Genomic DNA, 22949 nt, shown 5'->3' with positions numbered 1-22949 from the left:
GGCTTGTCACACCAGTGGAGGCACCGGCATCATGAACCTGCCGGACACCGACACGTCAGGTCGTACACAGACCGACACGTGAGGTCGTCCACCGATATCAACCACCGACATCATCCCGTGGTGAACGCAAACGCCATCTGGCAACAGAGCTTATCGACAGAGCGCTGCCAGCGGATCTGGACGAAACACAAACCGGAGCCAACGATCTAGTCCAAGTTTCAGCTCGACACGGACCCCTATCTACTCCGTAGCTACTTAACAGCGAACCAGCTGAATCAAGTGGCTCCGTCCATGCAGGTCCATTTGCTCAACACACGCAGATCGCCGGACACCAGTGGATACACCTGGACACCGACTCAGCGCCCAGTTCGACCGTGTAAGAAGCGAGCAGTGACACCCTCGCGGCACGCACACAAAAAAGGCGGCTCCGAATTTCTCCGAAACCGCCTCTGACCTGCAACTATCTGTCGGGCTGACAGGATTTGAACCTGCGACCACTTGACCCCCAGCTAGATCGACCACACTACTATGGTCCCAACCGGACCCACCGTACTGACCCTGACCAGGGATTATCATCCACGCCGGTTCACACCGGTCCACCCCCAGTTGCACCGAGTAGTGACACGCTCGCGGCACGCTCGAATACCGATTGCTCCAGGTGGATCCACCTCGGTTCGCAGAAGATCATGTCAGTACACACCCCTGCAAAGCAGCAAATTTGTCTGCTTGCAGAGCAGCCCAACCTCAGCACGTGAGCACACGTGACCCGTTCCCGAGCTCCGCCGCCTATCGACGAACCATCACCCAGAACTCTTCTGCAACAACTCGAACGCCTTCTGCCGTCGTGCGATGAGCTTCGCATGCGTTGCGCCAACCCATTTCGATGAGTCCCCCGCATGCGCCAGCCACCGATCGACAACGGCGATTTCCCCACGCAGGTCACCGAGCTTCCGGTAGACGATGGCCGCATTGTGTGTCCAGCCCGGCGGCGTCTCACGGACCACGATCTCCTCGACCGGTCGGCCGAAATATGCCGCTCGCACGGGCGCATTCGCGTGCTCCTGCGCCTGCTCGCGCTCTGTTGCGGCGATCACCTCGAGCAATACCTCCAACGCTTCGACGAGATGACCTTCCCTCTTCAGTCTGGCAACTTCCTCACCCCACTTCAGGAAGTGCGTGCTTCTTACTAACCCCGCCTCGTACTCGACCGCATGAAGCTCGTCGAATTTGTTCAGAGACTCCCCTGCACGCTTCTTCCGCCACGCGGCCTCACCCGACCCGATCGGATCCCCAGCGAACTGGTCGGGAACTACGATCGTCGACACCGCTACGCTCCCAGCCTCGCCACCATCGACTCTCGCGTCAGCGTCCGAATCGACCTCGATCCCGTACGACTCCACAAACGCAGACACGCCATCCGACCATCCTTGAGAGACCGCCCGAAGCTTCCATCGCTCCCCGGCGCGATACACCTCCACGAGCACAACGCATCTCTCCGACGTCAGCCCACCGAGCTGGTGGATTGCGTCGAACCCCTCGTCGGAACGAACTGACACGACGCCACCGTCAAAGCAAGTCCGTCCCGCACTGGTTCCACCATCCGCAACCGCCACCACTACTCTCGCCACGTCCACGGACAATCGATCCAGCCTCAACTCGATCCGCCGAGCCCCCGCAAGCACAACACCTTGACAAGGAGAGCTCACCCGGTTGAAAAGCACCAAATCCTCGTCGGACCTCGCTCGGAAGTCTCGACCTACCAACACGGCCATCAACTCGGCATCGAAAACCCCCTCTTGATCGGTAAATTCGATGCTCAGTTGATTGCCACCCAGCATGCAGTTTTGGCCCATCTGCAACTGCTGCATGTTACGACCCTTCGTGATTCGCGTGCGTAACTACTGGACCAGAAGCCTAGCGACCGCGCAGGACCCATCAGGCGACATACAGATGTTCCCCCGGAACGCAGCAGGGTGTTCGTTCTTGATTCCGGCGGAGCAATCACGAACATTTCCTGATCGACTTACAGATTTCGGGTCATGAGACCGGCCGAGCTGAGGCGTCATCGCGTATGCAGGCCCGGAAGCGCCCTGACCGTCTGTGGCGGACCCCGCGGGTAGCCTGCGCTCGTGGACGAATCATTGGTCATATCCGCAGATAGATTCAAGTACTGGCATGTCGACTACCAGACCGGCACCTTGCGAATCGTGTACCAAAGCGGGGAGGTTCACGACGCCGAACTCGACACCGAATACCGGCCAGCCAACTCCCCGATTGCGACCTCGACTTTCGATTGGGAAAAGTGGTGGATCCTATCGACCACGACCAGGAACGACCGCGTCATTACAGAGGGATTCAACCCGACATCCCCACCCGCTCTGAAAGGCCGACCATCCGTCTACCTGGACCAAAATCGATGGCGAACCGTCGCTGACGCGATGAACGACCCGCTACGCGTGGAAAACCTCGACGAACGACACGCGGCTGAGGAGCTCATATTTCTTGCCTGCGACGCAGGCATTGTCTTGCCCCTCTCATCTGGACACCTCCTCGAAACGGCTGGGCTGCACGGCGAACTACGCTATGAGATTGGTCTGGCCATGGCCCGCCTCGCCGGCGGATGGCAAATCAGGCACCCGCTCGACCTGTGGAAGCACGAGGTCGACCGCTCCATCCGACTGCACTTGGGACTCATCCAGGACTCACCCGTCCTACACCCCATCGTTACCGAACCCGGCGCGTTATTCGGAAGGGACACGTCCCTCAGCATCACCGACGAAACACCCAACATCGACAAGTTCATGGCGATGCTTACCATGCCGAGCGTCATTCTGAGTCAACTCATCGACCCCAAAACAATTGAAAAAGACCCGATCACAAATTGGGTACGCCACCACGAAACCATCACCGCGCAAATCCGCGCGTCGCGTGTACCGAAAGAACAACGCCGCCAACTCGCACGACGCCGCTACTGGAACGAAAACATCGGCTTCTACACCACTGCCTACCGCCGGCTAACAAAATCCAACGACTTCCCCACCTTCAGTGACACCGAGTTGACGCGAATGTTCGCCGACTCGCCCATGGTTGGGCTCGTCTCCGAACTGTTCGTTCGGCGTTTCATCGACCACAGAAACAAATGGCGACGCAACGACCTAGTCGATATGTTTCACCTGTCCAGCGCCGCCGCCTACGCCGATTACGTCTGCGCCGAAGTACATACCGGCACCCAACTCCGAGAGGCGCAACGCACGCTCGGACGTCCCGAGAACGTCTTCACGACCCTGAGCCAACTGGTCACGGCTCTGCGCGCCGACGGTGTGCAAGCCGACTCCGAACGAGCCCGCAATCGCACATAGCAGAGCTCCTGAACGGCCAAAGGGTGACGTTGAGCGGCGATGGAATGATTGCGTGGGTAGAGACTCGGTCAGCGCAGTTGAACTCGCTTGTTTTGCGCTACCGTTCCACTTGCGGCTGACGCGCAAACGTCATCCAGGCCGGTATTCCATCCCCCCGCACTATCGCCATTAACGCATCCTCTACTTCAGCGCGCCGAACCTTCCAATCGTCCTCCCACACAACGGCAAGAGCGATCCCCAGCGCCTGTGCCGCCGCAATCTTTGCTGCGTGTCGGCGCCGAACCTCGGGCTTGCTTTCGTCATGCCAGTACAGTCCGTTGAACTCGATACCTAAGTTCTGACTCGGAATGTAAATATCCAACTCCCGCCGACTGCCGAGAAGAGTCCGTTCGTTCTCAACCAGTTCGAGTTCGGGAAACCGCCCACGCAGGAACACAACGACCTGCTTTTCAGCGACGCTCCACGCTGGCCGGCATGTCGGACACCCCGAAGGCTGTGCGCCTGTTCGGGAGTACACGAAAGCCACCCACTCATGTCCATCCTCGCACGCCCACCACACAGCCTTGTCTGTACCGACCGATACGTGTTCCGGAGACAATGGACCGTTCCTGAAGGGATGCCACTGAGATGCGATTTCAGGTCGTTGCGAAGCTAAGTCATTGAAACCGGCAAGAACCCGCTTTGGAGCCGGCGAGCAGTACGGGCAACCAGGATTCGATGACCCCGTTCGGGAACAGATCTGAGCATCCCACTCATGACCGCACGCCCCTAACCACCAAGCCCTATACCCCGCACCGGGGCGGACCGAATCAGGCCCTCTGTCGTTCTTCGCCGGGTGCCACTCGGCAGCCAAGTCGGGACGCAAAGTACGCAGGTCGTTGACACCTGCTGCTGCCACACGGCCTGAACACACAGCACAACCATTTCCCGAACCAGCTCGATTCGAGACCGCGGTACGCCATTCGTGACCCTCGCCGCACTGCCACCAAACCGGCTTGTTCGAGCCTGGGGACACGTCCTCAGCCGCGACCACCCCGTTTTTCGTTGGATGCCATTCCCGTGCCAGAGCTGGGTGGGTTGTAACGATATCGGTCAGACCGGGAACTACTTTGCGGCCAGAACAGTACGGACATCCTTTGCCCTTGACGCGGTTGTCCACCGTCGCCTCCCACTCGTGGCGGTCTGCGCAGACCCACCACGCCCTCTTGTTGGACCCAGCAGATATTTCGGTGACCGGCAGCCTATTCTTCAGACTCCATTGGGATGCGAGCATGGCGTGTGTAGACAAGAGGTCTGTCTCGCCCGGTATCGGGCGTTTCCCAGCGCAGAATGGGCAACCCACGCCCGATACACGCGAGTACACCAGTGCCTTCCATTCGTGCCTCCGACTACACATCCACCACACTTTTCTGTGGGAGCCCGGGGCTACAGAGCTAGGTTTCTCTGTGTTCCTCGTTGGATGCCACTGGCTTGCCACGGCAGGATGAAGGCTGAGAAGGTCATTGAATCCTGGGAGTATCCGCTTGCGTCCGCGAGCGGAGCAGAACGGGCAACCTGCACCTCTGGTGCGATTAGCGACTGTTGCATCCCACTCGTGACCACACGCCGCGGACCACCAGACCTTCTTATACGAACCAGGCGAAACCATCGTCGGACGCAACCCACCGTTCTTCGTGGAATGCCATTCTTTGGCAAGGCTTTCGTCCGTCTCCTCCAGCGAGCTCACCACCGCATTCTGACAGATTTCATGCCGCACTACGTCGACCTGTCGCCCGCGTCCTTAGTTAGGATCGAAAGCGATGAAAGCCGCAGATCGATGCTGATCTCGCCAATCATCGGACCGTGATCGGTCACCGCAATCGCCTGTCGTTGAGCTGGTGGACCTGTCTTGCACCTAGCCGTCCGACAGACCGACGGTCCAGCGACTACCCGCGCCGACTCGTGGGCACCAGCTAGATCGATCACACTGCGATGGCCCCACCCGGACCCAACGCACAGCCTCTGAGCAGCGCCTTCCGTCCATACCGGTTCATGCTGATCTACCCCCAGCTGCTCCGAGTAGTGACACCCTCCCGGTTCTTTCGACCTCCGAAAACACCGCGGGGAACTGCTGGCAACGGTGGAACCGGATCCTCGGACAATGGTGCACAATTCAGTGCCCAAAGCAGTTGTGACGAGTTCACTCAGTGGCAGCAGCTCACCGTTCGCGAACACAGTCGCCCGTTCCAGTTCTGACCGACGCCGTTCTGCGCCGAACTCGAAGCTAGGAACAATCTTTCGCCGAAACGCGTCCACAACGTCGAGTTCGGCGAGCTGTCCGGACGCGGCCAGGGCCTGCAGAGGACCGCGTCGGCTTTCGAATCCGGGGACTTCGGCCTTGCTACCGACTGATGTTCTCGAAGACGGCAGCAAGACCCTGCCCGCCACCGATGCACATGGTTTCCAGCCCATAGCGAGCATCACGCCGCCGCATTTCGCGAAGGAGAGTCGCGAGAATCCGGCCACCTGTGGCACCGACCGGATGGCCGAGCGAGATGCCCGAGCCGTTCGGGTTCAGCCGATGATCGTCCGGCTCGATACCCCATGTCCGCAGGACCGCCAAGGTCTGCACGGCAAAGGCTTCGTTCAACTCGATGACGTCCATATCGGCCGTGGTCAACCCTGCACGACCGAGAGCCTTCTCGGACGCCGGGACCGGTCCGATTCCCATTGTCCGTGGCGCTACACCGGCAACGGACCAACTCACCAACCGCGCGATCGGACGTAGCCCGAGCTCGGCTGCACGCTCCGGAGTCGTCACGATCGCTAGGGCGGCACCGTCGTTCTGACCACTGGCATTACCTGCCGTGACGGTCGAGGCCGGATCGATTTTCGCGCGCATCGGACGTAGCTTCGCCAGACTATCGACAGTGGTGTCGGCACGCGGATGTTCGTCGGTGTCGACCACGATCGAATCACCGCGCCGCTGCGGAACCTGCACCCCCACAATTTCTTCGGCGAACACTCCGTTCATCTGCGCGGCCACGGCGCGCTGATGCGACTGCACTGCAAGTTCGTCTTGGTCTTGACGACTGATCGAAAACTCTGCTCGCAAATTCTCGGCGGTTTCGATCATCCCGCCGGGAACAGGAAAGTTTGTCCCACCCGCAGTGATACGAGCCCGGGCCAGTCGATCGCTCAGCGCTACCGATTCGGCCTTGACCCCCCATCGCATTCCGGTTGCGTAGAATTCGGCCTGACTCATGCTTTCCACACCGCCGGCCAACACCAGATCGCTACCGCCCGTTTGCACCTGCATGCACGCCTGTAGGACGGCCTGCAGTCCGGAACCGCACCGACGGTCGACCTGCACACCTGGAACATCGATACCGAGACCCGCATCCAGTGCGGCAACCCGTCCGATAGCCGGTGCTTCGCCATTCGGCGACGCCTGTCCCAAAATGACGTCGTCGATGACACCGCCTTCCAGTCCGGTACGGGCGCACAGCGCTTCGATCACTACAGCGGCGAGTTGCTGCGGTGACACATCGCGAAGCACACCCCCGAATCGTCCGACGGGCGTGCGCAGCGGTTCACAGATGACAGCGTCTGGCATGAAGATTCCTTATCAGAGCGGAATGGGTTACGAGAGATGGAATCGAGTGCTACATGTAGCGTCCGCCGGTGACCTCGGAGACGGTGCCGGTCATGTAGGACGACAGATCCGACGCGTAGAACAACGCCACCGAGGCAACCTCACGCGGGTCCCCCGCACGCTGCATCGGAATTTCCGACATCTTCTGATCCCACGCCTTCTGCGGCATGGCCTCGGTCATCGCCGTCTTGATCAGTCCCGGCTGAATGACGTTGACCCGAACACCAAGGTGCGCAACCTCTTTCGCCGCGGCCTTGGACAGACCCACAATCCCGGCCTTGGCCGCCGAGTAGTTGCTCTGTCCTACGAAGCCGACCTTCGCCGAGATCGACGAGAGGTTGATGATCGATCCCCCACCGTTCTCGCGCATGACGCCTGCAGCAATTCTCGTGCCATTCCAACACCCCTTCAGGTGCACGTCGATCACCTGATCGAACTGCTCCTCTGTCATTTTCCGCATCGTCGCGTCGCGGGTGATCCCCGCATTGTTGACCATGACGTCGATCGATCCGAACGACGCAACGGCGGCGTCCACCAGGGCCTGCACGTCGGAGGCGGACGTGACATTGCATCGGACGCCGATTGCGGCGGAGGGCAGGGCATCCGCAGCTTCCTTGGCCTTCGCTTCGTCGAGATCACCGATGACGATATTTGCGCCGTTCTCCGCGAACATCGTGGCGATGGCCAGACCGATGCCCTGTGCACCACCGGTGATGACGGCTGTACGTCCTGAAATCATGAAATGTCCTGTTCTGTGTTGGTGCCGACTCTCATCGGGCGAAGTCGGCATCGAAAGCTGAGTTCTGTACGGCAATTCCCTGGCGCAGAATGATGTCTGTTTCGTCGGAGTCTTTACCGGATTCCATCAGCAACGCGCGGGTGTGCTGGCCCAGTGCGGGAACATCGCCCATCGGTGCTTCGTGATCGGCGAATGTGGCCGGCGGGAGTAGCGCCTGTGCTGTGGCGTGTTCGGTGCCGACCGTGCGCCAGCGGTCACGCTCGACCAGTTGGGGGTGGGCAACGACCTGATCCATCTGCTTTACCTGTGCCGCAGGAATGCCGGCCGACGCCAGTTTCGTGTCCAGGTCGACGGTCGTGAAAAGCGATGTGCGAGCGGCGACGACACCGTCGCACTCCGCGCGGTTCTGCACGCGTAGAACGTTCGTCGCGAAACGTAGATCGTCCGCCAGCTCGGGGACGCCCAGTACGTCCGAGACGAGCGTGCGCCAGCCACGGTCGTTCTGCACACCGATCAGGATCTGCCCATCGAGCGTCGGATAGGCGTCGTAGGGCGCGATCGAACTGTGGCTGACTCCCATGCGCTGAGGTTGCGTACCGGTGTACATTTGCGAGTACATCGCGTGACCCATCCACTCCACGGTCGAATCGAGCATGGAGACATCGATGGTCGCACCCTCGCCGGTTCGTCCGCGCCGCAGCAACGCCGCGAGAATCGATTGTGCGCAGTACATTCCGGTGGCGATGTCGGCGGTGGGTATTCCGGTCTTGGCAGGCTCGTCCGGTGTTCCGGTGATGGAGATCAGGCCCGATTCGGCTTGGATCAGCATGTCGTAGGATTTCCGGTCCTGCATGGGACCACCTCTGCCGAACCCGGACATGTTCACCACTACCAGTTGCGGGTTCGCTGTGCGCAATTCGTCGGCACCGAAGCCGAGACGCTCTGCCGCACCAGGGGCAAGGTTCTGTACGAACACGTCGGCTCGGTCGATGAGGCCCCGAACGATCTGGCGTCCCTCCACAGACTTCAGATCCACCGCAAGTGATTCCTTGCCCCGGTTGAGCCACACGAAGTGCGCTCCGGTGCCGTGGACGGCATGGTCGTAGCCCCGCGCCAGGTCTCCACCGTCGGTGCGTTCGACCTTGATGACACGAGCACCCAGATCGGCAAGATTTCGGGTGGCGAGCGGTGCTGCGACGGCCTGCTCTATCGCGACAACGGTGAAGCCTTCGAGTGGTGCGTTCACGAGCTGCGCTTCTGTTCGGCCCTGATCAGGCCGCCGCCGACGATCAACCGCTGAATCTCGCTCGTGCCCTCGTACAGCCGAAGAAGCCGTACATCACGGTAGATGCGTTCGACCGGCACCTCACGCATGTATCCGGCACCGCCGTGGATCTGGACAGCGAGATCGGCAACCTTGCCGACCATTTCGGTACAGAACAGCTTCACCGCCGACGGGGCGATACGCCGATCGGTCTCCTGCACCCACGCCCGCGCAGCCTCACGCACCATCGCCCGGCCCGCCATCACACCGACCTGCTGATCAGCGATCATGGCCTGCACCAGCTGGAAGTTCCCGATCGGCTCGCCGCCCTGAGTCGAGGCCGCGGCATAGGACACGGATTCGTCCAAGGCACGCTGCGCCTGACCGACGGCCAGCGCCGCGATGTGCACCCGCCCCCGCGCCAACGACGTCATCGCCGCCTTGTACCCGATGTCGCCGGTACCGCCAACCAATGCGTCGGCTTCGACCCGCACGTCGGTGAAGTTCACATCGGCGGTGCCGGAGCCCTGCTGCCCCATCTTCGCGTCCTTGACACCCACCTCGATTCCCGCCGTGTCGGCGGGAACCAGAAATACCGCGATGCCGTTGCCGCTCTTCGGTTTCGGATCCAACTTGGCGAAGACGACGAACATGTTCGCGATCGGCGCATTGGTGATGTAGCGCTTGCTGCCGTTAATGACCCACCCGGTGCCATCCACCTTCGCGGTCGTCCTCAGACCCGCCGGATTGGAACCAGCCCCGTCCTCGGTCAGCGCGAAGGAGGCGACGATGTCGCCGGTTGCCATGCCCGGCAACCACTTCGACTTCTGCTCCTCGGTACCGAAGCCAACGAGCACCTGCCCGGCGATCCCGTTGTTGGTACCGAACATCGAGCGCAGCGACAGCGAGGTGTAGCCGAGTTCCATCGCAAACTCGACGTCCTGGATCAGATTGAGACCCAGCCCGCCCCACTCCTGCGGAATCGCGTAGCCGAACAGCCCCATCTCGGCAGACTGTTTCCGCAGATCGTCGGGAATCGAATCGGTGTTCATGATCTCGAGTTCACGCGACACGACACGTGACCGAACGAAATGCGAGATCTGCTTCAGCACGTCCGCGAAGACGTCATCCGGTACATCGGGATTCAGCGTATCCATGGGACAACTATCGGTTACTGCATTACCATCAGTCCAATACTTAATTGGTACTTCTGTTTTGACAATTTTGGCAACAAAGGAGCTCGAGTGGACGTCGAACAGCTTCGCGCGTTCCTCGCGGTGGCCGAGGAGCTCCACTTCGGACGTGCGGCCGCGCGTCTGCACGTCGCGCAGCCGCCGTTGAGTCGCACCATCAAGCAGCTCGAGAAATACCTCGGTGCCACCCTGTTCGACCGAAACACCCGTTCGGTGAAACTGACTGCCAGCGGCCAGGCCTTGATAGATCCCGCCCGGGCAGTGCTCGAAGCGATGCGCACCGCTGAGAACGCGGTCGTATCGGCCGACGGCGGCGAGACCGGACTCGTGCGGATCGCGTTCGCGGGTGTGTCGACACACCGCATGGTCGCCAGACTGGCTCGACTCGTTCGATCGCAGCACCCGGGTATCGAACTCGAACTCTCGAGCCAAAACTTCGCTCAGCCGGCCATGAAGAGGCTTCTGAGCGGGGACACTGACATCGCGCTCGGTAGATGGGACGTCATTCCGTCCACCGTCGAGTCCCAGGTCGTGATGCCCGACCACCTCGTCGTCGCGTTCGCCGACACACATCCTCTGGCCGATGCACGACACATCGGAATCGAACAACTGGCCCAGGAACACTTCGTGTCGTTGCCATTGCACGAAGGATCGGTACTCCCCGATCGACTACGCCGCTTGGCCGACGCGCACGGTTTCGTCCCCGACGTCGTTCAGATCGCGCCCGACACCCAGACCGCCCTCGCTCTGGTATCCGCCGAGGTGGGGTGCCACCTGACACTTTCCTCCGTAGCCAGCAACGTCACCGATCCGCACGTAGTGTTCGTTCCTCTGGACGACACCACAGCAGACGTGGACATGCGAGCCGCGTGGCGCCGAGACAACACCAACCCAGCGCTGCGCGTGGTACTGAACAAGGTTGTCGCTCTCGACGAGGGCGACTCGTGAGCGGCACCTACAGTGACGCCTCACCATCGTCCAACCCGAGCTGACGTAAACGGCGATAGAGGGTCGTTCGGCCGATCCCGAGTAGCTCTGCCGCCACCGACTTGTTCCCACCAGCGCGGTCCATTGCCTCGACGATGGCATCGCGCTCCGCCGATTCCATCATCGTCATCTTTCGACGTGCGGGAGCCCGTTGCAGGTGCTCAGGAAGGTGGTGGCGTTCGATCACCGACGCCGTCACGCTCGAAGCCAGGGTGGTCACGGTCGCCGTCAATTCCGCGATATTGCCGGGCCAATCCCACTGCATCAACGACTGCAGGGCTGTCGGCGACATCGAATGCCGCCGAGTTGTGTCCACCTGATCGAGAATGCTGCGGACCAGCCCCGGGATGCGATCCGGTGCGTCGGCGAGGGCCTCCGTCCTGGCGTCGATGCCCCAATGCTTCACCAGTGCAGCGACTTCCGGTGAGGACGCTTCGGCACAGGTGGTGATGAACAGGCGATTCCGCCGACCTGCGGCGACGGCCTCGCGGTGATCCTGCACCAGCGCAGCGACCGGACCGGCTTCGTGATCCCGCACCGATTCCAGTCTTCGTACGAGGACGTCACGGCCGCCGCCGAGGAGGTCAGCCACAGCGGACCAGGGTGTTGCGGTGTCTGTGGACAGAATGACGACCTCGAGTTCTCGGCCTCCTCCCAGACCGGCCCGCACATCCAGTGCACGAGATGCACGACCGGATCCACGCGGACCGTCGATCACCGTCACGGCTGCCTTGACTGCCTCCCGGGAAGCAACATCGACGTGCGTGCGCGGACCGCTGGGACCGGCCGTCGGAACCTCGTCTCGAGGAACGGGAGCGAAGTGCAGCACGTAGTAGTCGCGTGCTCCCTCGACGACTCGACGAGCTGTGACTGCCACCGCGCCTGCGTCGATATCCCAGCGAGCTGTGTTCGCGAGCGCCCAATTGTGTGCGCTGAGGCGATCCCAGAGAACTACATGCGAATCGACGCTCACATAGGGCAACCCGGGTGTATTCGCCAGCAGCGTCTCTCGGTCCATGATGACCGTGGGACGACGAGAGTTGGCGTAGCGCATGAACGACATTGCCAAAGCAAGGTCCTGCGGTCGTGCAGCCGCCTTCAGTCGTTCTTCGATCTGCTGACCGATTTCCTTGGTCAGGGTGACCATCAGCGAACTCGCAGTGGCCAACGGTCCCCCGAGCGACACCGATCCGATCACCAGACCCGACGGCGTGTAAACCGGAACGGCCGCGCACGCCAGTACGGACAGCGACTCGTTGAAGTGTTGGCTACCTTCGATATACACCGCTCGGCCTTCGATCATCGAGGTACCGAGACCGTTGGTTCCGATCGAGTCTTCCGAGTAGTCGAACCCTTCTGCCGCATTGACCCGATCTAGCTTTCGCTGCAGTCCCCGATCGCTTGCGCGCCTGGCCACGATACTGCCGGCACGGTCACTGAGGAACAGCGTTGTGCCGGTGTCCACGAGCTGGTCCTGCCAGCGGTCGAGTACCGGATCTGCCGCGCGGCGCAGGATCGAGTCGGTATCGATCTCGTCGAACTTCTGCGACGGCATCGTCGCGTCAGCGCTGTTGCCGATCGAGCGACGCCAGCTCCTCAAAATCAGGTCCGGAACAACCCCCTCGTCAGGAGCACCGGACAGCAGGCCTGCGCGCATCAGATGCCGCTTTGCCTCGCGCACCGCATCGCTCATAGGTTCTCGCCCTCTAACCATTCGTTCATACGCAACCTGAACACTCACAAGTCGCAACAATCATCACGCCATTGCTACTGCGCGAGCATAACTGCAGTTCAGAGCCCACATATCCGGGTGTTCCAGATTGGCACACACCAGACACCTGTGCCCCACCTCACCATTGTGACCAGAGGAAGTGAACTACACCACATAGGTCGCGAGACCGGAGGAGCAATCACATGGCGTCACACGAACCCGATCAGATCCGTGAGATCGACGCGCTTGTCGTCGGATGCGGCTTCGGCGGGATCTACATGCTCTACAAGCTACGGCGTGAACTCGGCCTGACCGCCATCGCGATCGACAAGGCTTCCGGTGTCGGCGGCACCTGGTTCTGGAACAAGTACCCGGGTGCCCTGTCGGATTCGGAGAGCTTCGTCTACCAGTACTCGTTCGACCGCGACCTGTACGACCAGACCACCTGGAACACCAAGTTCGTCCGTCAGCCCCAGATCTTGGAGTACCTCAACGGTGTCGTCGACCGCTACTCGCTGCGCGAAGACGTTGCGCTCGAGACCACCATGACCGCGGCCCGCTTCGACGAGGCCGCCGGCATCTGGACCGTCACCACCGACCGCGGAGTCACCTACAAGGCCAAGTACCTCGTCAACGGCCTCGGACTGCTCTCAGCGACGAACGTGCCCAACTTCCCCGGTATCGACAACTTCGAGGGCCGGTTGGTGCACACCGGTGCGTGGCCCGAGGATTTGGATCTGACGGGCAAGCGCGTCGGTGTCATCGGCAACGGATCGACAGGCGGTCAGGTGATCACAGCTGTCGCACCGATCGCCGGACATCTGACCTCGTTCCAGCGCACCCCTCAGTACAGCGTTCCCGCCGGCAACCGGGTGCTGTCCAACGAAGAGTTGGCCCGCCAGAAGGAGAACTTCGAGGCCAACTGGGACCAGGTCCGTAACTCCAGTGTTGCAATGGGATTCGTCGAAAGTGAGGTCGAGACGTTCAGCGTTTCCGACGAGGAGCGCCAGCAGATCTTTCAGCGGACATGGGACGAGGGCGGTGGCTTCCGTTTCATGTTCGAGACGTTCTGCGACATCGCTACCAATCCAGAAGCGAACGAGGAAGCGGCGAAGTTCATTCGGGGCAAGATCGCGGAGATCGTCAAGGATCCGGAGACCCGGCGCAAATTGACGCCCACAGATCTCTACGCTCGCCGACCCCTGTGCGACTCGGGACTGTACGAAACGTTCAACCGAGACAACGTCTCTCTCGTACACGTGGGCGAGAACCCCATCCGCGAGCTGACGGCCGACGGCATTGTCACCGAGGACGGCGTGCTCCACGAGCTCGACGTGTTGATCTGTGCCACTGGCTTCGACGCTGTCGACGGCAATTACGTCAAGGTCGACATCCGCGGGCGCAACAACGAAAGTCTGAAAGAGCACTGGCAGGACGGGCCGACCAGTTACCTCGGAATGGCCACCACCGGCTTCCCGAACATGTTCATGATCCTCGGCCCCAACGGACCGTTCACGAACCTGCCGCCTTCGATCGAGACGCAGGTCGAGTGGATCTCCGACACCATCGGGGCCATCGAGAAGAACTCCATGGGCTGGATCGAGGCGAAGCCGAACATCGAGACCGAATGGACCGACATCTGCGCCGACATCGCCGACCAGACGCTCTTCCCGAAGGCTGCGTCGTGGATCTTCGGTGCCAACATCCCCGGCAAGAAGCGCACGGTCATGTTCTACCTCGGCGGCATCAAGGAATATCGCTCGGTCCTCGACAACGAAAAGGCATCAGGCTACCCGAGCTTCTTGACGCAATCGGACGCGCTCGAACCTGCCTGACCCCTCCCTCGAGGACACTGCATCGACCACGCCGGCCGGGTGACCCACACCGGTCGCCCGGCCGGCGTCCTGCAACGAAAGACATGCCGATGAGCAAGTACGCAAGCACCGATCCCACTACAGGCGCCATCGTGGCGAAGTTCGAGACCCTGTCGGACCAGCAGGTCATGGCATCGCTCTCCGCCGCCGACAGCGCGTATCGAACGTGGCGGACCACCGGAGTGGCCGAACGCGCTGCGATTCTTCAGCGCGTCGCCGATCTGCATCGGGAGCGCGAAACCGTACTCGCCGAGCTGATGACACTCGAGATGGGCAAGCCGATCGCTCAGGCCCGCGGCGAAGTGAAGCTCTCGGCGTCGATCTTCGAGTATTACGCGACCAAGGGTCAGGACCTGCTCGCGGACGAGGAACTCGACATTGCCGGTTCCGGACGGGCACTGGTGCGTACGGCACCTATCGGAGCACTCGTCGGCGTCATGCCCTGGAATTTCCCGTACTACCAAGTCGCGCGATTCGTCGCTCCGAACCTCTTGCTGGGCAACACGATCCTTCTCAAACATGCAAGCAACTGCCCACAGCAAGCGTTGGCCATCGAGTCGATGCTGCGTGATGCAGGAAGCCCCGAGGGTGTGTACCAGAACATTTTTGCCGCCAGCGACCAGATCGCGGATCTCATCGCCGATCCGCGCATACAGGGCGTATCGCTCACCGGTTCGGAACGCGCAGGCAGCATCATCGGGCAACTCGCCGGGAAGTACATGAAGAAGGCCGTGCTCGAACTCGGTGGATCGGACCCGTTCATTGTGCTCGCCGACGCAGACCTCGGTGATGCGGTCGCCGCGGCCGTCCCCGGCCGGTTCGGCAACGCGGGCCAAGCATGCACGTCGTCCAAGCGAATGATTGTCGACGCCTCGGTGTGGGACGACTTCCTCGATGGGTTCGTGTCGGCGGCGCAGTCCTGGACGATGGGCGACCCGACGGATCCCGCGACGCGACTGGGTCCGATGTCGTCCATCGGCGGACGCGACGAAATCGCAGAGCAGGTCGCGGATGCCGTCTCGAAGGGTGCCACGGTGCACCTCGGTGGATCCGTCCCCGACGGCGACGGCGCGTATTACCCCGCGACCGTGCTTTCCGGTGTCACCCCGGACATGCGGGCATATCGGGAGGAACTGTTCGGTCCGGTTGCTGTGCTGCACAAGGTCGACTCGACCGACGCCGCAATCGATCTCGCCAACGATTCCCCGTTCGGCCTCGGAAGTGCCGTGTTCACCACGGACGACACTGAAGCTGCGTACGTCGCCGACCGACTGGACGTCGGCATGGTCGGCATCAACACCACCATCAAGAGCGCGCCCGACATGCCGTTCGGCGGAGTCAAGACTTCCGGCATCGGCCGAGAGCTCGGTCGATTCGGGCTCGACGAATTCGCGAACAAGAAGCTCGTTCGCACCCTCTGACTCGTCAACTGCATCAACTAATCTCAGGAGAAGAACCATGCGCGCAGCTGTGTACTACGGCAATCACAAGGTAGAGATTGAAGACGTGCCCGAGCCCGAAGCCGGTCCGGGGCAGGTCAAGATCCGCGTGTCCCGTAACGGTATCTGCGGCACCGATCTTCACGAGTTCTACGACGGTCCTATCTTCATCCCGCCGTCCGACCCGCATCCGTTGACTCACAAAGCCATGCCGGTGGTTCTCGGGCACGAGTTCTCGGGCATTGTGACCGCTGTCGGAGCGGGCGTCGACGACGTCGCCGAGGGTGATGCGGTCACCATCGAACCCATCTACCGCTGCGGCGAATGCCGCCCGTGTCGCAACGGCCAGTACAACCTGTGCAAATCGATCGGCTTCCACGGTTTGATGGCCGACGGCGGGATGGCCGAGTACACGGTGGTTCCCTGCAACCAGGTTCACAAGCTTCCGGATTCGATTCCGGTCGAGATGGGGGCGTTGGTCGAACCCATGTCGGTGGCCTATCACGCAGCCGTACTGGGCGAGGTCGGCGACCAGAGCCGCGCACTGGTCTACGGCGCCGGCCCCATCGGCATCGGCATCTGGTTTGCGTTGCGCGGCATGGGATTGACCGAGATCGATGTCGTCGAACCCTCGGAAACTCGCCGTAGGTCCATCGAAGCCCTCGGGGCTCGCACCCTCGATCCGATGTCGGTCGACGTTCCCGCCCTCATCGCCGATCGCACCGACGGAGACGGCGTCGACGCCGCGTTCGACGCAGCCGGCGTAGCTCCCGCAGTCGAGTCGGCACTGGACTGTGTCGGCGAGCGTCGCCCCTTGATCAGTGTGGCGATCTACGACAAGCCGCTCTCGACACCCCTGATCAACCTCGTTTTACGCGAGCGGCGCATTCAGGGGACCATCTGCTACACCAGCGACGACTACCGCTCGGTGATCGACCTGATGGCCAAGGGGCACTACGACACCACGGGGTGGGTCGACACGATCGCTCTCGGAGACGTCGTCGACGGCGGGTTCGAGGAACTGCGGGCCGGACGCAAGATGAAGCTCCTCGTCGATCCGACAGCCTGACATTCACCACTTCACAGCTCACACAACACGATTCAGGAGACGACCATGACCGTCGCACACATCACCGGCTCGGCACGCGGAATCGGCAAGGCCATCGCGCTGCGCCTCGCGCAGGACGGACACGACATCGCACTGTCCGACCTGCCTTCGATGTCGGAGGAGCTGGAGAAAACTCGCAGCGAGGTCGCAGCACACGGAGTCAAGACAGCCGCGCTGACCGGCGACGTCAGCGATCCCGATTCGGTGCGGGCATTGATGACCGACACCGCCGAACAGCTGGGATCACTCGACATCCTGGTCGCCAACGCCGGAATCGCGCAAACGAAAGCACTTCTCGACGTGACGCCGGAGGAATACGATCGCCTCCACGCTGTCAACGGCCGCGGCATCTTCCTCTGCTACACCGAAGCAGCTCGTCAGATGATCAAGCAGGGGCACGGCGGAAAGATTATCGGGGCCTCGTCGATCGCCGGCCACAAGGGATTTGCGTTGCTCGGCATCTACAGCTCGACCAAGTTCGGTGTCCGCGCGCTGACCCAGGCAGCCGCACAGGAGTGGGCGGAACACGGCATCACCGTCAACGCCTACTGCCCCGGCATCGTGGATACCAACATGTGGGTCGAGGTAGACCGCGACCTCGGTGCCATCAACGGTGTCGGGAAGGGCGAGTCGATGAAGGCAATGGCTGCCGGCATCACCCTGGGCCGCGTCTCGACCGGCGATGATGTCGCGGCGTACGTCTCGTACCTGGCCGGACCCGACTCCAATTACATGACAGGACAGTCCGCCCTCATCGACGGCGGCATGCTTTTCGTTTGATGTTCGCCTTACTCAACGTGGAGGAATGATGAACTCGCTCAACCCGTCTGCATCGAACTACCAGGTTCCAACGTTCGGTTTGTGGTATGACTTTCGCAATCCGGAGCAATGGCGAAAGCCACTAGGCTCTCTCTACAGGGAATCGGTGGACCAGGTCGTCTGGGCCGAATCACTCGGCTTCGGGTCGGCATGGTTGAGCGAGCATCATTTCGCCGAGGACGATTACGCATCGTCTCCCCTGGTCGTTGCTGCCGCGATCGGTGCTCGGACGAAGACAATGCGCATTGGTACCAACATCATCGTGGCAGGACTGCACGAACCGATGCGTCTGGCCGAGGATGCTGCCGCGCTCTCGTTCCTCACCGACAACCGATTCGAGCTGGGATTGGGACTCGGCTACCACGAGAAGGAATTCGCGGCGTTCGGGCGAAAAGTGAAGCAGCGCCCCAGTCTTCTCGAGGATGCCATCGCTGTGATTCGGCATGCCTGGGCAGGCACCGGCGAGGCCTACGAGGGCAAGAGATTCTCGGTACCTGCGTTGCCGGTGACCCCGCTACCCGAGACGGCCCCGAGGATCCTGATCGGCGCTCAGTCTCCGGTGGGAATCGATCGCGCCGCTCGTCTCGCAGACGGCGTGATCACACTTCAAAACGCACACTTCACGGACTACCAGCAGTCGATCGAGCGGCACGGGAAGAGTGTGGACGATGCCCGCATCTACGCCAGCCAGTGGACGGTGGTGGCCGAGGATCCGGAACGCACGTGGGCCGAGATCGGCGAGCACGCGCTCTACCAGATGAACAAGTACATCGAGTGGGGCTCGTTCGAGGGCCCCGATCAGCCGTCGTCGTTCGACAGCCCGCAGCATTTACTCGATGCCGGTGCCTACAAACTCATGGATGCCTCGATGGCGGTCGACGAACTGGTGACCATGGCCACCGACTTTCCCCAGATTCGCGACTTCCACTACTGGGCTCAGTTGCCCGGCGAGTCCGTCGAATCCGGTTCAGCTCGAATCCAATACATCGCCGACAAAGTCATTCCCGAGGTCACCCGCAAGCTGGGTGGTTGATCACTCCGGTATCTGCAGGACAACTCTCGACCGAGTGCCCGCGTCGACTCGGTCGTGAGCGTCGGCGATTCGGTCGAGAGGCATAGGGTCGTCCACGGAGATGGACATGGCTCCGACCGACACGGCTTCGGTGAGGTCGCGGGCAGCCATCATCTTCACCTCCCGCGAGAAATCGTCGCTACCCAGCAGCCGAATGGTGACGTTGTCGAACAACATCGGCCAGAACGGCAGGCTGGGACGATCCTCTCGGGTACCGTACGCGGCGATCACGGTGTCGTTCTTCGCCACTGCGGCATCGAAATCGATGTTCTCCGAGAACGCAACTTCCACGATGCGGTCGACACCACCTCCGGCGAACTCACGTACCTGAAGTGCTGCGTTCGGATCATCCAGTGCGACAGCCATATCCGTTCCTGACGCCCGAGCCTGCTCGAGATCCGCGGCAGTGCGCACTGTTCCGATTACCGTCGCACCCTTCCACCGCGCGAGCTGAGCAGCCAACGACCCCACACCGCCCAGTACTCCCTGGACCAGAACAGTTTTTCCCTCGACACTTCCGTCGCCGAACACTGCGCGGTGGGCAGTGATGCCCGGAATTCCCAGGCAAGCAGCCACTTCGGTCGCTACGGAATCCGGCAGTGCAATCGCCTGCCATTCGGGCACGACGGTGAACTGTGCAGCTGTTCCGAATGCCCGATACGACTGCGCACCGAATACCCAGACGCGCTCCCCCACGCGCGACTGCTCGACACCCGAACCGACAGCGTCGACGATTCCTGAACCGTCGCTGTGTGGCACGACCCGCGGATAGGTCATCGATGACCCCAGCCATCCGCGTCGCTTCTTGGTATCACCGGGATTGATCGAGGACAACGACAGTCGGACTCGCACCTCCCCCGGCCCAGGACGGGGCGTCGCAAGTTCTCCGAGCTGCAGAACATCCTGGGCCGGCCCTTGCGAGTCGTACCACGCGGCGATCATGCGGTTGCGGTCTGCGCGAGAACCTCTGCCGTGGTTGCGAACTCGGAGATGTTGGTCAGTGCGAAGCTTTCGGCCGCATGCTGCCATTCCTCACTGAGGCTCGAGGTCGCATCGGTGACAAGAATCGGACGGTAGCCATGGTCGGCAGCGTCCCGAACACTGTGCTCGACAGCCATGTTCGTCCAGACGCCCGCTACGAGCACATCCGTCACTCCCAGGTTGCGAAGGAGTGTGTCCAGCATGGTGCCATTAAATGCGCTCATACGGTTTCGAATCAGGACCGGCTCGTCTTCCCGCGCTTCGAGACCGTCGAGCGCCGCCGCTCCCCAGGAACCGAGCTTCAGCGAGTCCGGTCCGATCAGCTTGAAGATCGGGGCGTTGCTCCCGCCGAAGGGCCGGCCGGGCAGAGACACGATGTGATTGTGGATCACCGGGATGGATTTCTCGCGAGCGAAGGCCAGCAGCTCGCGCACGTGCTCTTCGAGGTTCTGGTGCTGTGCGTGATCGGCCGCGCCGAACGAGGCATATGCACCGTCCACATGGACGTTGTCGTTCTGCAGATCCACAAGAACCAGCGCGGTGTGTTCGAGATCGAAAGTGGTAGTCATCAAAGCCCTTACAGAGGAGGAGAGGCAAGCCGTCGGTACACGCCAACTGTACCTCGTTTCGATGTACACATCGAAAAGAGGTAGTTCTGTCACAATGGCTGCATGTTGGAACTCACCATCCTCGGGTTTCTGTCCGAAGGGCCATTGCACGGATACGAACTCAAGCGGCGGGTCGTCCAACTGACGGGGTACGCAAGGCCGGTGAGCGACGGCACGCTGTATCCGGCGATCAAACGCCTGCATCGGGACGGTTTGATCGAACGACGTTCCGAACCCGGCGCAGGCCCGGCGCGTTACGTGCTGACCATCACCGGCGACGGGCGAGAGGCATTGGTGGCACGTCTGCGAGATCCACAAGCCAACGAAGTCTCGGACTTCTCGCGATTCATCGTGGTGTTGACCTTCTTGTCCCTCGTACCGTCGGTCGAGGAACAGCACTCGGTGCTGCGCCGAAGACTGGACTTCCTGGAGCAGCCGGCCAGCTTCTTCTACGACGAGGATCGAACCGTTCGAGCCGAAGAGGTTACCGACGTCTACCGGCGTGGGCTATTGCTCGTCGCGCGCGAAACGAGCCGCGCGGAGCGAGCCTGGCTCACCTCGGTACTCGACGGTTCTGCTCCGCGTCACTGATCTGCCGTCTCACAGCCACCGAGGCGGTTCGTCTATCGCGCCGTCGACCGTCGAACCGATCGATCCACGCCCTGCCGCCCACCTGGTCACTGCTTCGAGTCCACCGCTGACCGTAGTGGTCGTCGCGTCGTCGGTCACTGCGACCGGCTCGCGTCCGTCCACTGCCAGGACCAACCCACTTCCCTCACTCTTCTTGCGCCACATCCCGACGATGTCGCTGAGCAAGCCCTCTTTCACCACCTCGGGAAAGTCCGCGAACCGCCCACCGTTGCCGAGATCCACTGCGTGGATCCACACTTCGCGGGTCCGCATCCAGATCGTTTCCGACGCTGGGACCGTGCGGCCCTGAGCCGTCCTGACCTCGGCCGCCCACGCCGACTCGGACGCAGTTCGCCACTTCTCGTCGAGCCGAGCAACCGTGTGATCGAACAGGTTTCGGAGAGCTGCGGCCGACAGCGTGGCACCCTCGTCGATCTCACGGCCACGCTGCTGCGGTGACTCGTACATCGGCGTCTCCACACCCGACGACGCCCAGTCCATCAATCTGCACAAAGCCGCAGCGTTGTAGCCGACGTGCGCAACCAGGTGGCGTCTGGTCCATCCCGCCAGCAGGGTCTCGCCGTCGAGTTCGGAATCGGTGAGCTCGGAGAGCCGCTGAGCGAAATACGAGGTACCGCGCCGGGCGATCAGAAGCCGCTCGACGAGCGACATGTCGTGAAAGGTCACCTCGAACGCGCCTTACTTGACGATGGTCTTGTTGCGGACCGAGCCGAGACCGTCGATGGCCACCTCGACAGTCTGCCCATCCTGGATGTAGACGCCAGGCTTGCGGGCATGTCCGACGCCTCCCGGGGTACCGGTGATCACGACGTCTCCCGGCTGCAAAGTCACGATGTGCGAGATGTACTCGACCAGCTTTGCAGGCGTGAACACGAGGTCGTCGGTGGTGGTCGTCTGCATGACTTTCCCCTCCAACGTCGTCTCGAGTGTGCCGCCGAAGGTGTACGAATCCGTCGTGGTGAGGAAGGGGCCGAAGCCGCTGGTCTTCTCGAACGTCTTGCCCTGGTCCCACTGCAGTGTGCGGTACTGGTAGTCCCGCATCGTGTAATCGTTCATGATCGAGTAGCCCGCAATGTATTGCTCGGCATCGGCCTCGGCCACTTGGTAAGCCTGCTTGCCGACGACGAAGGCCAGCTCTCCTTCCCAATCTAACTGTGCTGCTGCGTAACTCGGGACAACGACGTCGTCGTACGGGCCCGTCAGTGCTTCACGGAACTTGGCGAAGAGCGTCGGATACTCGGGGAGCTCGCGGCCCATTTCCTTGATGTGGTTCGCGTAGTTCAACCCGACGCAGATGATCTTGCCCGGACGCGGAACCACGGGAGCGTAATCCGCATCGTCCAATCGGAGCTGTTCCCCGTGCGCATTCTCGGCCAGTTCACGCCAGTTCGCTTCGTCCAGAAGGGCGGACAGATCGACGTAGCCGTCGATGACGGTGGCAGAGTCGTCGCTGTCGACGCGCACTGCGGTAGTGGTGCCGTTTCGGCGCAGAGTAGCGAGTTTCATGGCG

At 61.7% G+C, this 22949-nt stretch carries 19 protein-coding genes and 1 pseudogene; 8 read left to right on the top strand and 12 right to left on the bottom strand.

What is annotated here, in order from left to right:
• Positions 1-800 precede the first annotated feature (800 nt).
• Positions 801-1868 (bottom strand): TerD family protein, encoded by a 1068-nt coding sequence (locus CH268_RS04490; protein ID WP_094662604.1) that lies wholly within the window; start codon positions 1866-1868, stop codon positions 801-803.
• A 261-nt stretch (positions 1869-2129) separates the two neighbouring features.
• On the opposite strand from CH268_RS04490, the gene CH268_RS04485 reads away from it, so the two are divergent.
• Positions 2130-3359 carry a hypothetical protein gene (locus CH268_RS04485; RefSeq protein WP_094662602.1) on the top strand — a complete coding sequence of 410 codons (1230 nt, stop codon included), beginning with the start codon at positions 2130-2132 and terminating at the stop codon, positions 3357-3359.
• Between the two features lie 97 nt (positions 3360-3456).
• On the opposite strand, the gene CH268_RS28135 is transcribed toward CH268_RS04485, so the two are convergent.
• The 6 genes and pseudogenes from CH268_RS28135 to CH268_RS04460 all read right to left on the bottom strand — a co-directional run bounded on the left by CH268_RS28135 (position 3457) and on the right by CH268_RS04460 (position 10153).
• Positions 3457-3795 (bottom strand): hypothetical protein, encoded by a 339-nt coding sequence (locus CH268_RS28135; protein ID WP_255182289.1) that lies wholly within the window; start codon positions 3793-3795, stop codon positions 3457-3459.
• Between the two features lie 45 nt (positions 3796-3840).
• Positions 3841-5085: pseudogene (locus tag CH268_RS28405) on the bottom strand (zinc-ribbon domain-containing protein); the annotation flags it as partial.
• 654 nt (positions 5086-5739) lie between these two features.
• Positions 5740-6954, bottom strand: a complete 1215-nt coding sequence (locus tag CH268_RS04475) for an acetyl-CoA C-acetyltransferase (protein ID WP_094662598.1) — start codon at positions 6952-6954, stop codon at positions 5740-5742.
• 49 nt (positions 6955-7003) lie between these two features.
• The gene (fabG, locus tag CH268_RS04470) at positions 7004-7732 is read right to left on the bottom strand and encodes a 3-oxoacyl-ACP reductase FabG (protein ID WP_094662596.1); all 729 of its coding nucleotides are present in this window, start codon (positions 7730-7732) and stop codon (positions 7004-7006) included.
• 31 nt (positions 7733-7763) lie between these two features.
• A complete protein-coding gene (locus tag CH268_RS04465; RefSeq protein WP_094662594.1) occupies positions 7764-8978 on the bottom strand; it encodes a CaiB/BaiF CoA transferase family protein in 1215 nt (404 codons plus the stop codon).
• The gene (locus CH268_RS04460; RefSeq protein ID WP_094662592.1) at positions 8975-10153 is read right to left on the bottom strand and encodes an acyl-CoA dehydrogenase family protein; all 1179 of its coding nucleotides are present in this window, start codon (positions 10151-10153) and stop codon (positions 8975-8977) included. The genes CH268_RS04465 and CH268_RS04460 overlap by 4 nt, the downstream gene beginning before the upstream one ends.
• 87 nt (positions 10154-10240) lie before the next feature.
• On the opposite strand from CH268_RS04460, the gene CH268_RS04455 reads away from it, so the two are divergent.
• Positions 10241-11137 (top strand): LysR family transcriptional regulator, encoded by an 897-nt coding sequence (locus CH268_RS04455; protein ID WP_094662590.1) that lies wholly within the window; start codon positions 10241-10243, stop codon positions 11135-11137.
• A gap of 7 nt (positions 11138-11144) precedes the next feature.
• Here CH268_RS04455 and CH268_RS04450 read toward each other — a convergent pair whose 3' ends face one another.
• The gene (locus CH268_RS04450) at positions 11145-12869 is read right to left on the bottom strand and encodes a sigma-54-dependent Fis family transcriptional regulator (RefSeq protein WP_176457840.1); all 1725 of its coding nucleotides are present in this window, start codon (positions 12867-12869) and stop codon (positions 11145-11147) included.
• Between the two features lie 221 nt (positions 12870-13090).
• Between CH268_RS04450 and CH268_RS04445 the strand changes: the two genes are divergently transcribed.
• The 5 genes from CH268_RS04445 to CH268_RS04425 all read left to right on the top strand — a co-directional run bounded on the left by CH268_RS04445 (position 13091) and on the right by CH268_RS04425 (position 19160).
• A complete protein-coding gene (locus CH268_RS04445) occupies positions 13091-14722 on the top strand; it encodes a flavin-containing monooxygenase (protein ID WP_094662586.1) in 1632 nt (543 codons plus the stop codon).
• An 89-nt stretch (positions 14723-14811) separates the two neighbouring features.
• Positions 14812-16182 carry an NAD-dependent succinate-semialdehyde dehydrogenase gene (locus tag CH268_RS04440; protein WP_094662610.1) on the top strand — a complete coding sequence of 457 codons (1371 nt, stop codon included), beginning with the start codon at positions 14812-14814 and terminating at the stop codon, positions 16180-16182.
• Positions 16183-16219: 37 nt separating this feature from the next.
• Positions 16220-17269 (top strand): 2,3-butanediol dehydrogenase, encoded by a 1050-nt coding sequence (locus CH268_RS04435; protein WP_094662584.1) that lies wholly within the window; start codon positions 16220-16222, stop codon positions 17267-17269.
• Positions 17270-17314: 45 nt separating this feature from the next.
• The gene (locus CH268_RS04430; protein WP_057479467.1) at positions 17315-18088 is read left to right on the top strand and encodes an SDR family oxidoreductase; all 774 of its coding nucleotides are present in this window, start codon (positions 17315-17317) and stop codon (positions 18086-18088) included.
• 25 nt (positions 18089-18113) lie between these two features.
• Positions 18114-19160 (top strand): LLM class flavin-dependent oxidoreductase, encoded by a 1047-nt coding sequence (locus CH268_RS04425; RefSeq protein WP_369597496.1) that lies wholly within the window; start codon positions 18114-18116, stop codon positions 19158-19160.
• Here CH268_RS04425 and CH268_RS04420 read toward each other — a convergent pair whose 3' ends face one another.
• Both CH268_RS04420 and CH268_RS04415 read right to left on the bottom strand, forming a co-directional pair.
• On the bottom strand, positions 19161-20141 hold the full coding sequence (locus CH268_RS04420; protein WP_094662582.1) for an NADPH:quinone reductase: 981 nt from the start codon (positions 20139-20141) through the stop codon (positions 19161-19163).
• On the bottom strand, positions 20138-20749 hold the full coding sequence (locus CH268_RS04415) for an isochorismatase family cysteine hydrolase (RefSeq protein ID WP_094662580.1): 612 nt from the start codon (positions 20747-20749) through the stop codon (positions 20138-20140). Before CH268_RS04415 ends, CH268_RS04420 begins: the two co-directional genes overlap by 4 nt.
• A 102-nt stretch (positions 20750-20851) precedes the next feature.
• On the opposite strand from CH268_RS04415, the gene CH268_RS04410 reads away from it, so the two are divergent.
• The gene (locus CH268_RS04410; RefSeq protein ID WP_094662578.1) at positions 20852-21379 is read left to right on the top strand and encodes a PadR family transcriptional regulator; all 528 of its coding nucleotides are present in this window, start codon (positions 20852-20854) and stop codon (positions 21377-21379) included.
• Positions 21380-21388: 9 nt separating this feature from the next.
• Here CH268_RS04410 and CH268_RS04405 read toward each other — a convergent pair whose 3' ends face one another.
• Together CH268_RS04405 and CH268_RS04400 are read right to left on the bottom strand one after the other, a co-directional pair.
• Entirely contained in the window at positions 21389-22105 is a 717-nt protein-coding gene (locus CH268_RS04405; protein ID WP_094662576.1) for a maleylpyruvate isomerase family mycothiol-dependent enzyme, read from the bottom strand.
• A 12-nt stretch (positions 22106-22117) separates the two neighbouring features.
• Positions 22118-22945, bottom strand: coding sequence for a fumarylacetoacetate hydrolase family protein (locus tag CH268_RS04400; RefSeq protein ID WP_094662574.1), 828 nt, complete (start codon positions 22943-22945; stop codon positions 22118-22120).
• Positions 22946-22949: the final 4 nt, after the last annotated feature.

This window comes from Rhodococcus sp. 06-1460-1B, from assembly GCF_002258475.1.
GTDB classification, from domain to species: Bacteria; Actinomycetota; Actinomycetes; order Mycobacteriales; family Mycobacteriaceae; genus Rhodococcoides; species Rhodococcoides fascians.
This window is presented reverse-complemented; position numbering and strand designations above follow the sequence as displayed.

What these genes read in the sequence shown, in the direction of transcription:
- CH268_RS04415 (WP_094662580.1), bottom strand. Translation starts at nt 20,749, where the DNA reads ATGACTACCACTTTCGATCTCGAACACACCGCGCTGGTTCTTGTGGAT.
- CH268_RS04450 (WP_176457840.1), bottom strand. Translation starts at nt 12,869, where the DNA reads ATGAGCGATGCGGTGCGCGAGGCAAAGCGGCATCTGATGCGCGCAGGC.
- CH268_RS04400 (WP_094662574.1), bottom strand. Translation starts at nt 22,945, where the DNA reads ATGAAACTCGCTACTCTGCGCCGAAACGGCACCACTACCGCAGTGCGC.
- CH268_RS04420 (WP_094662582.1), bottom strand. Translation starts at nt 20,141, where the DNA reads ATGATCGCCGCGTGGTACGACTCGCAAGGGCCGGCCCAGGATGTTCTG.
- CH268_RS04425 (WP_369597496.1), top strand. Translation starts at nt 18,114, where the DNA reads ATGATGAACTCGCTCAACCCGTCTGCATCGAACTACCAGGTTCCAACG.
- CH268_RS04475 (WP_094662598.1), bottom strand. Translation starts at nt 6,954, where the DNA reads ATGCCAGACGCTGTCATCTGTGAACCGCTGCGCACGCCCGTCGGACGA.
- CH268_RS04440 (WP_094662610.1), top strand. Translation starts at nt 14,812, where the DNA reads ATGAGCAAGTACGCAAGCACCGATCCCACTACAGGCGCCATCGTGGCG.
- CH268_RS04445 (WP_094662586.1), top strand. Translation starts at nt 13,091, where the DNA reads ATGGCGTCACACGAACCCGATCAGATCCGTGAGATCGACGCGCTTGTC.
- CH268_RS04435 (WP_094662584.1), top strand. Translation starts at nt 16,220, where the DNA reads ATGCGCGCAGCTGTGTACTACGGCAATCACAAGGTAGAGATTGAAGAC.
- CH268_RS04410 (WP_094662578.1), top strand. Translation starts at nt 20,852, where the DNA reads ATGTTGGAACTCACCATCCTCGGGTTTCTGTCCGAAGGGCCATTGCAC.
- CH268_RS04460 (WP_094662592.1), bottom strand. Translation starts at nt 10,153, where the DNA reads ATGGATACGCTGAATCCCGATGTACCGGATGACGTCTTCGCGGACGTG.
- CH268_RS04490 (WP_094662604.1), bottom strand. Translation starts at nt 1,868, where the DNA reads ATGCAGCAGTTGCAGATGGGCCAAAACTGCATGCTGGGTGGCAATCAA.
- CH268_RS04430 (WP_057479467.1), top strand. Translation starts at nt 17,315, where the DNA reads ATGACCGTCGCACACATCACCGGCTCGGCACGCGGAATCGGCAAGGCC.
- fabG (WP_094662596.1), bottom strand. Translation starts at nt 7,732, where the DNA reads ATGATTTCAGGACGTACAGCCGTCATCACCGGTGGTGCACAGGGCATC.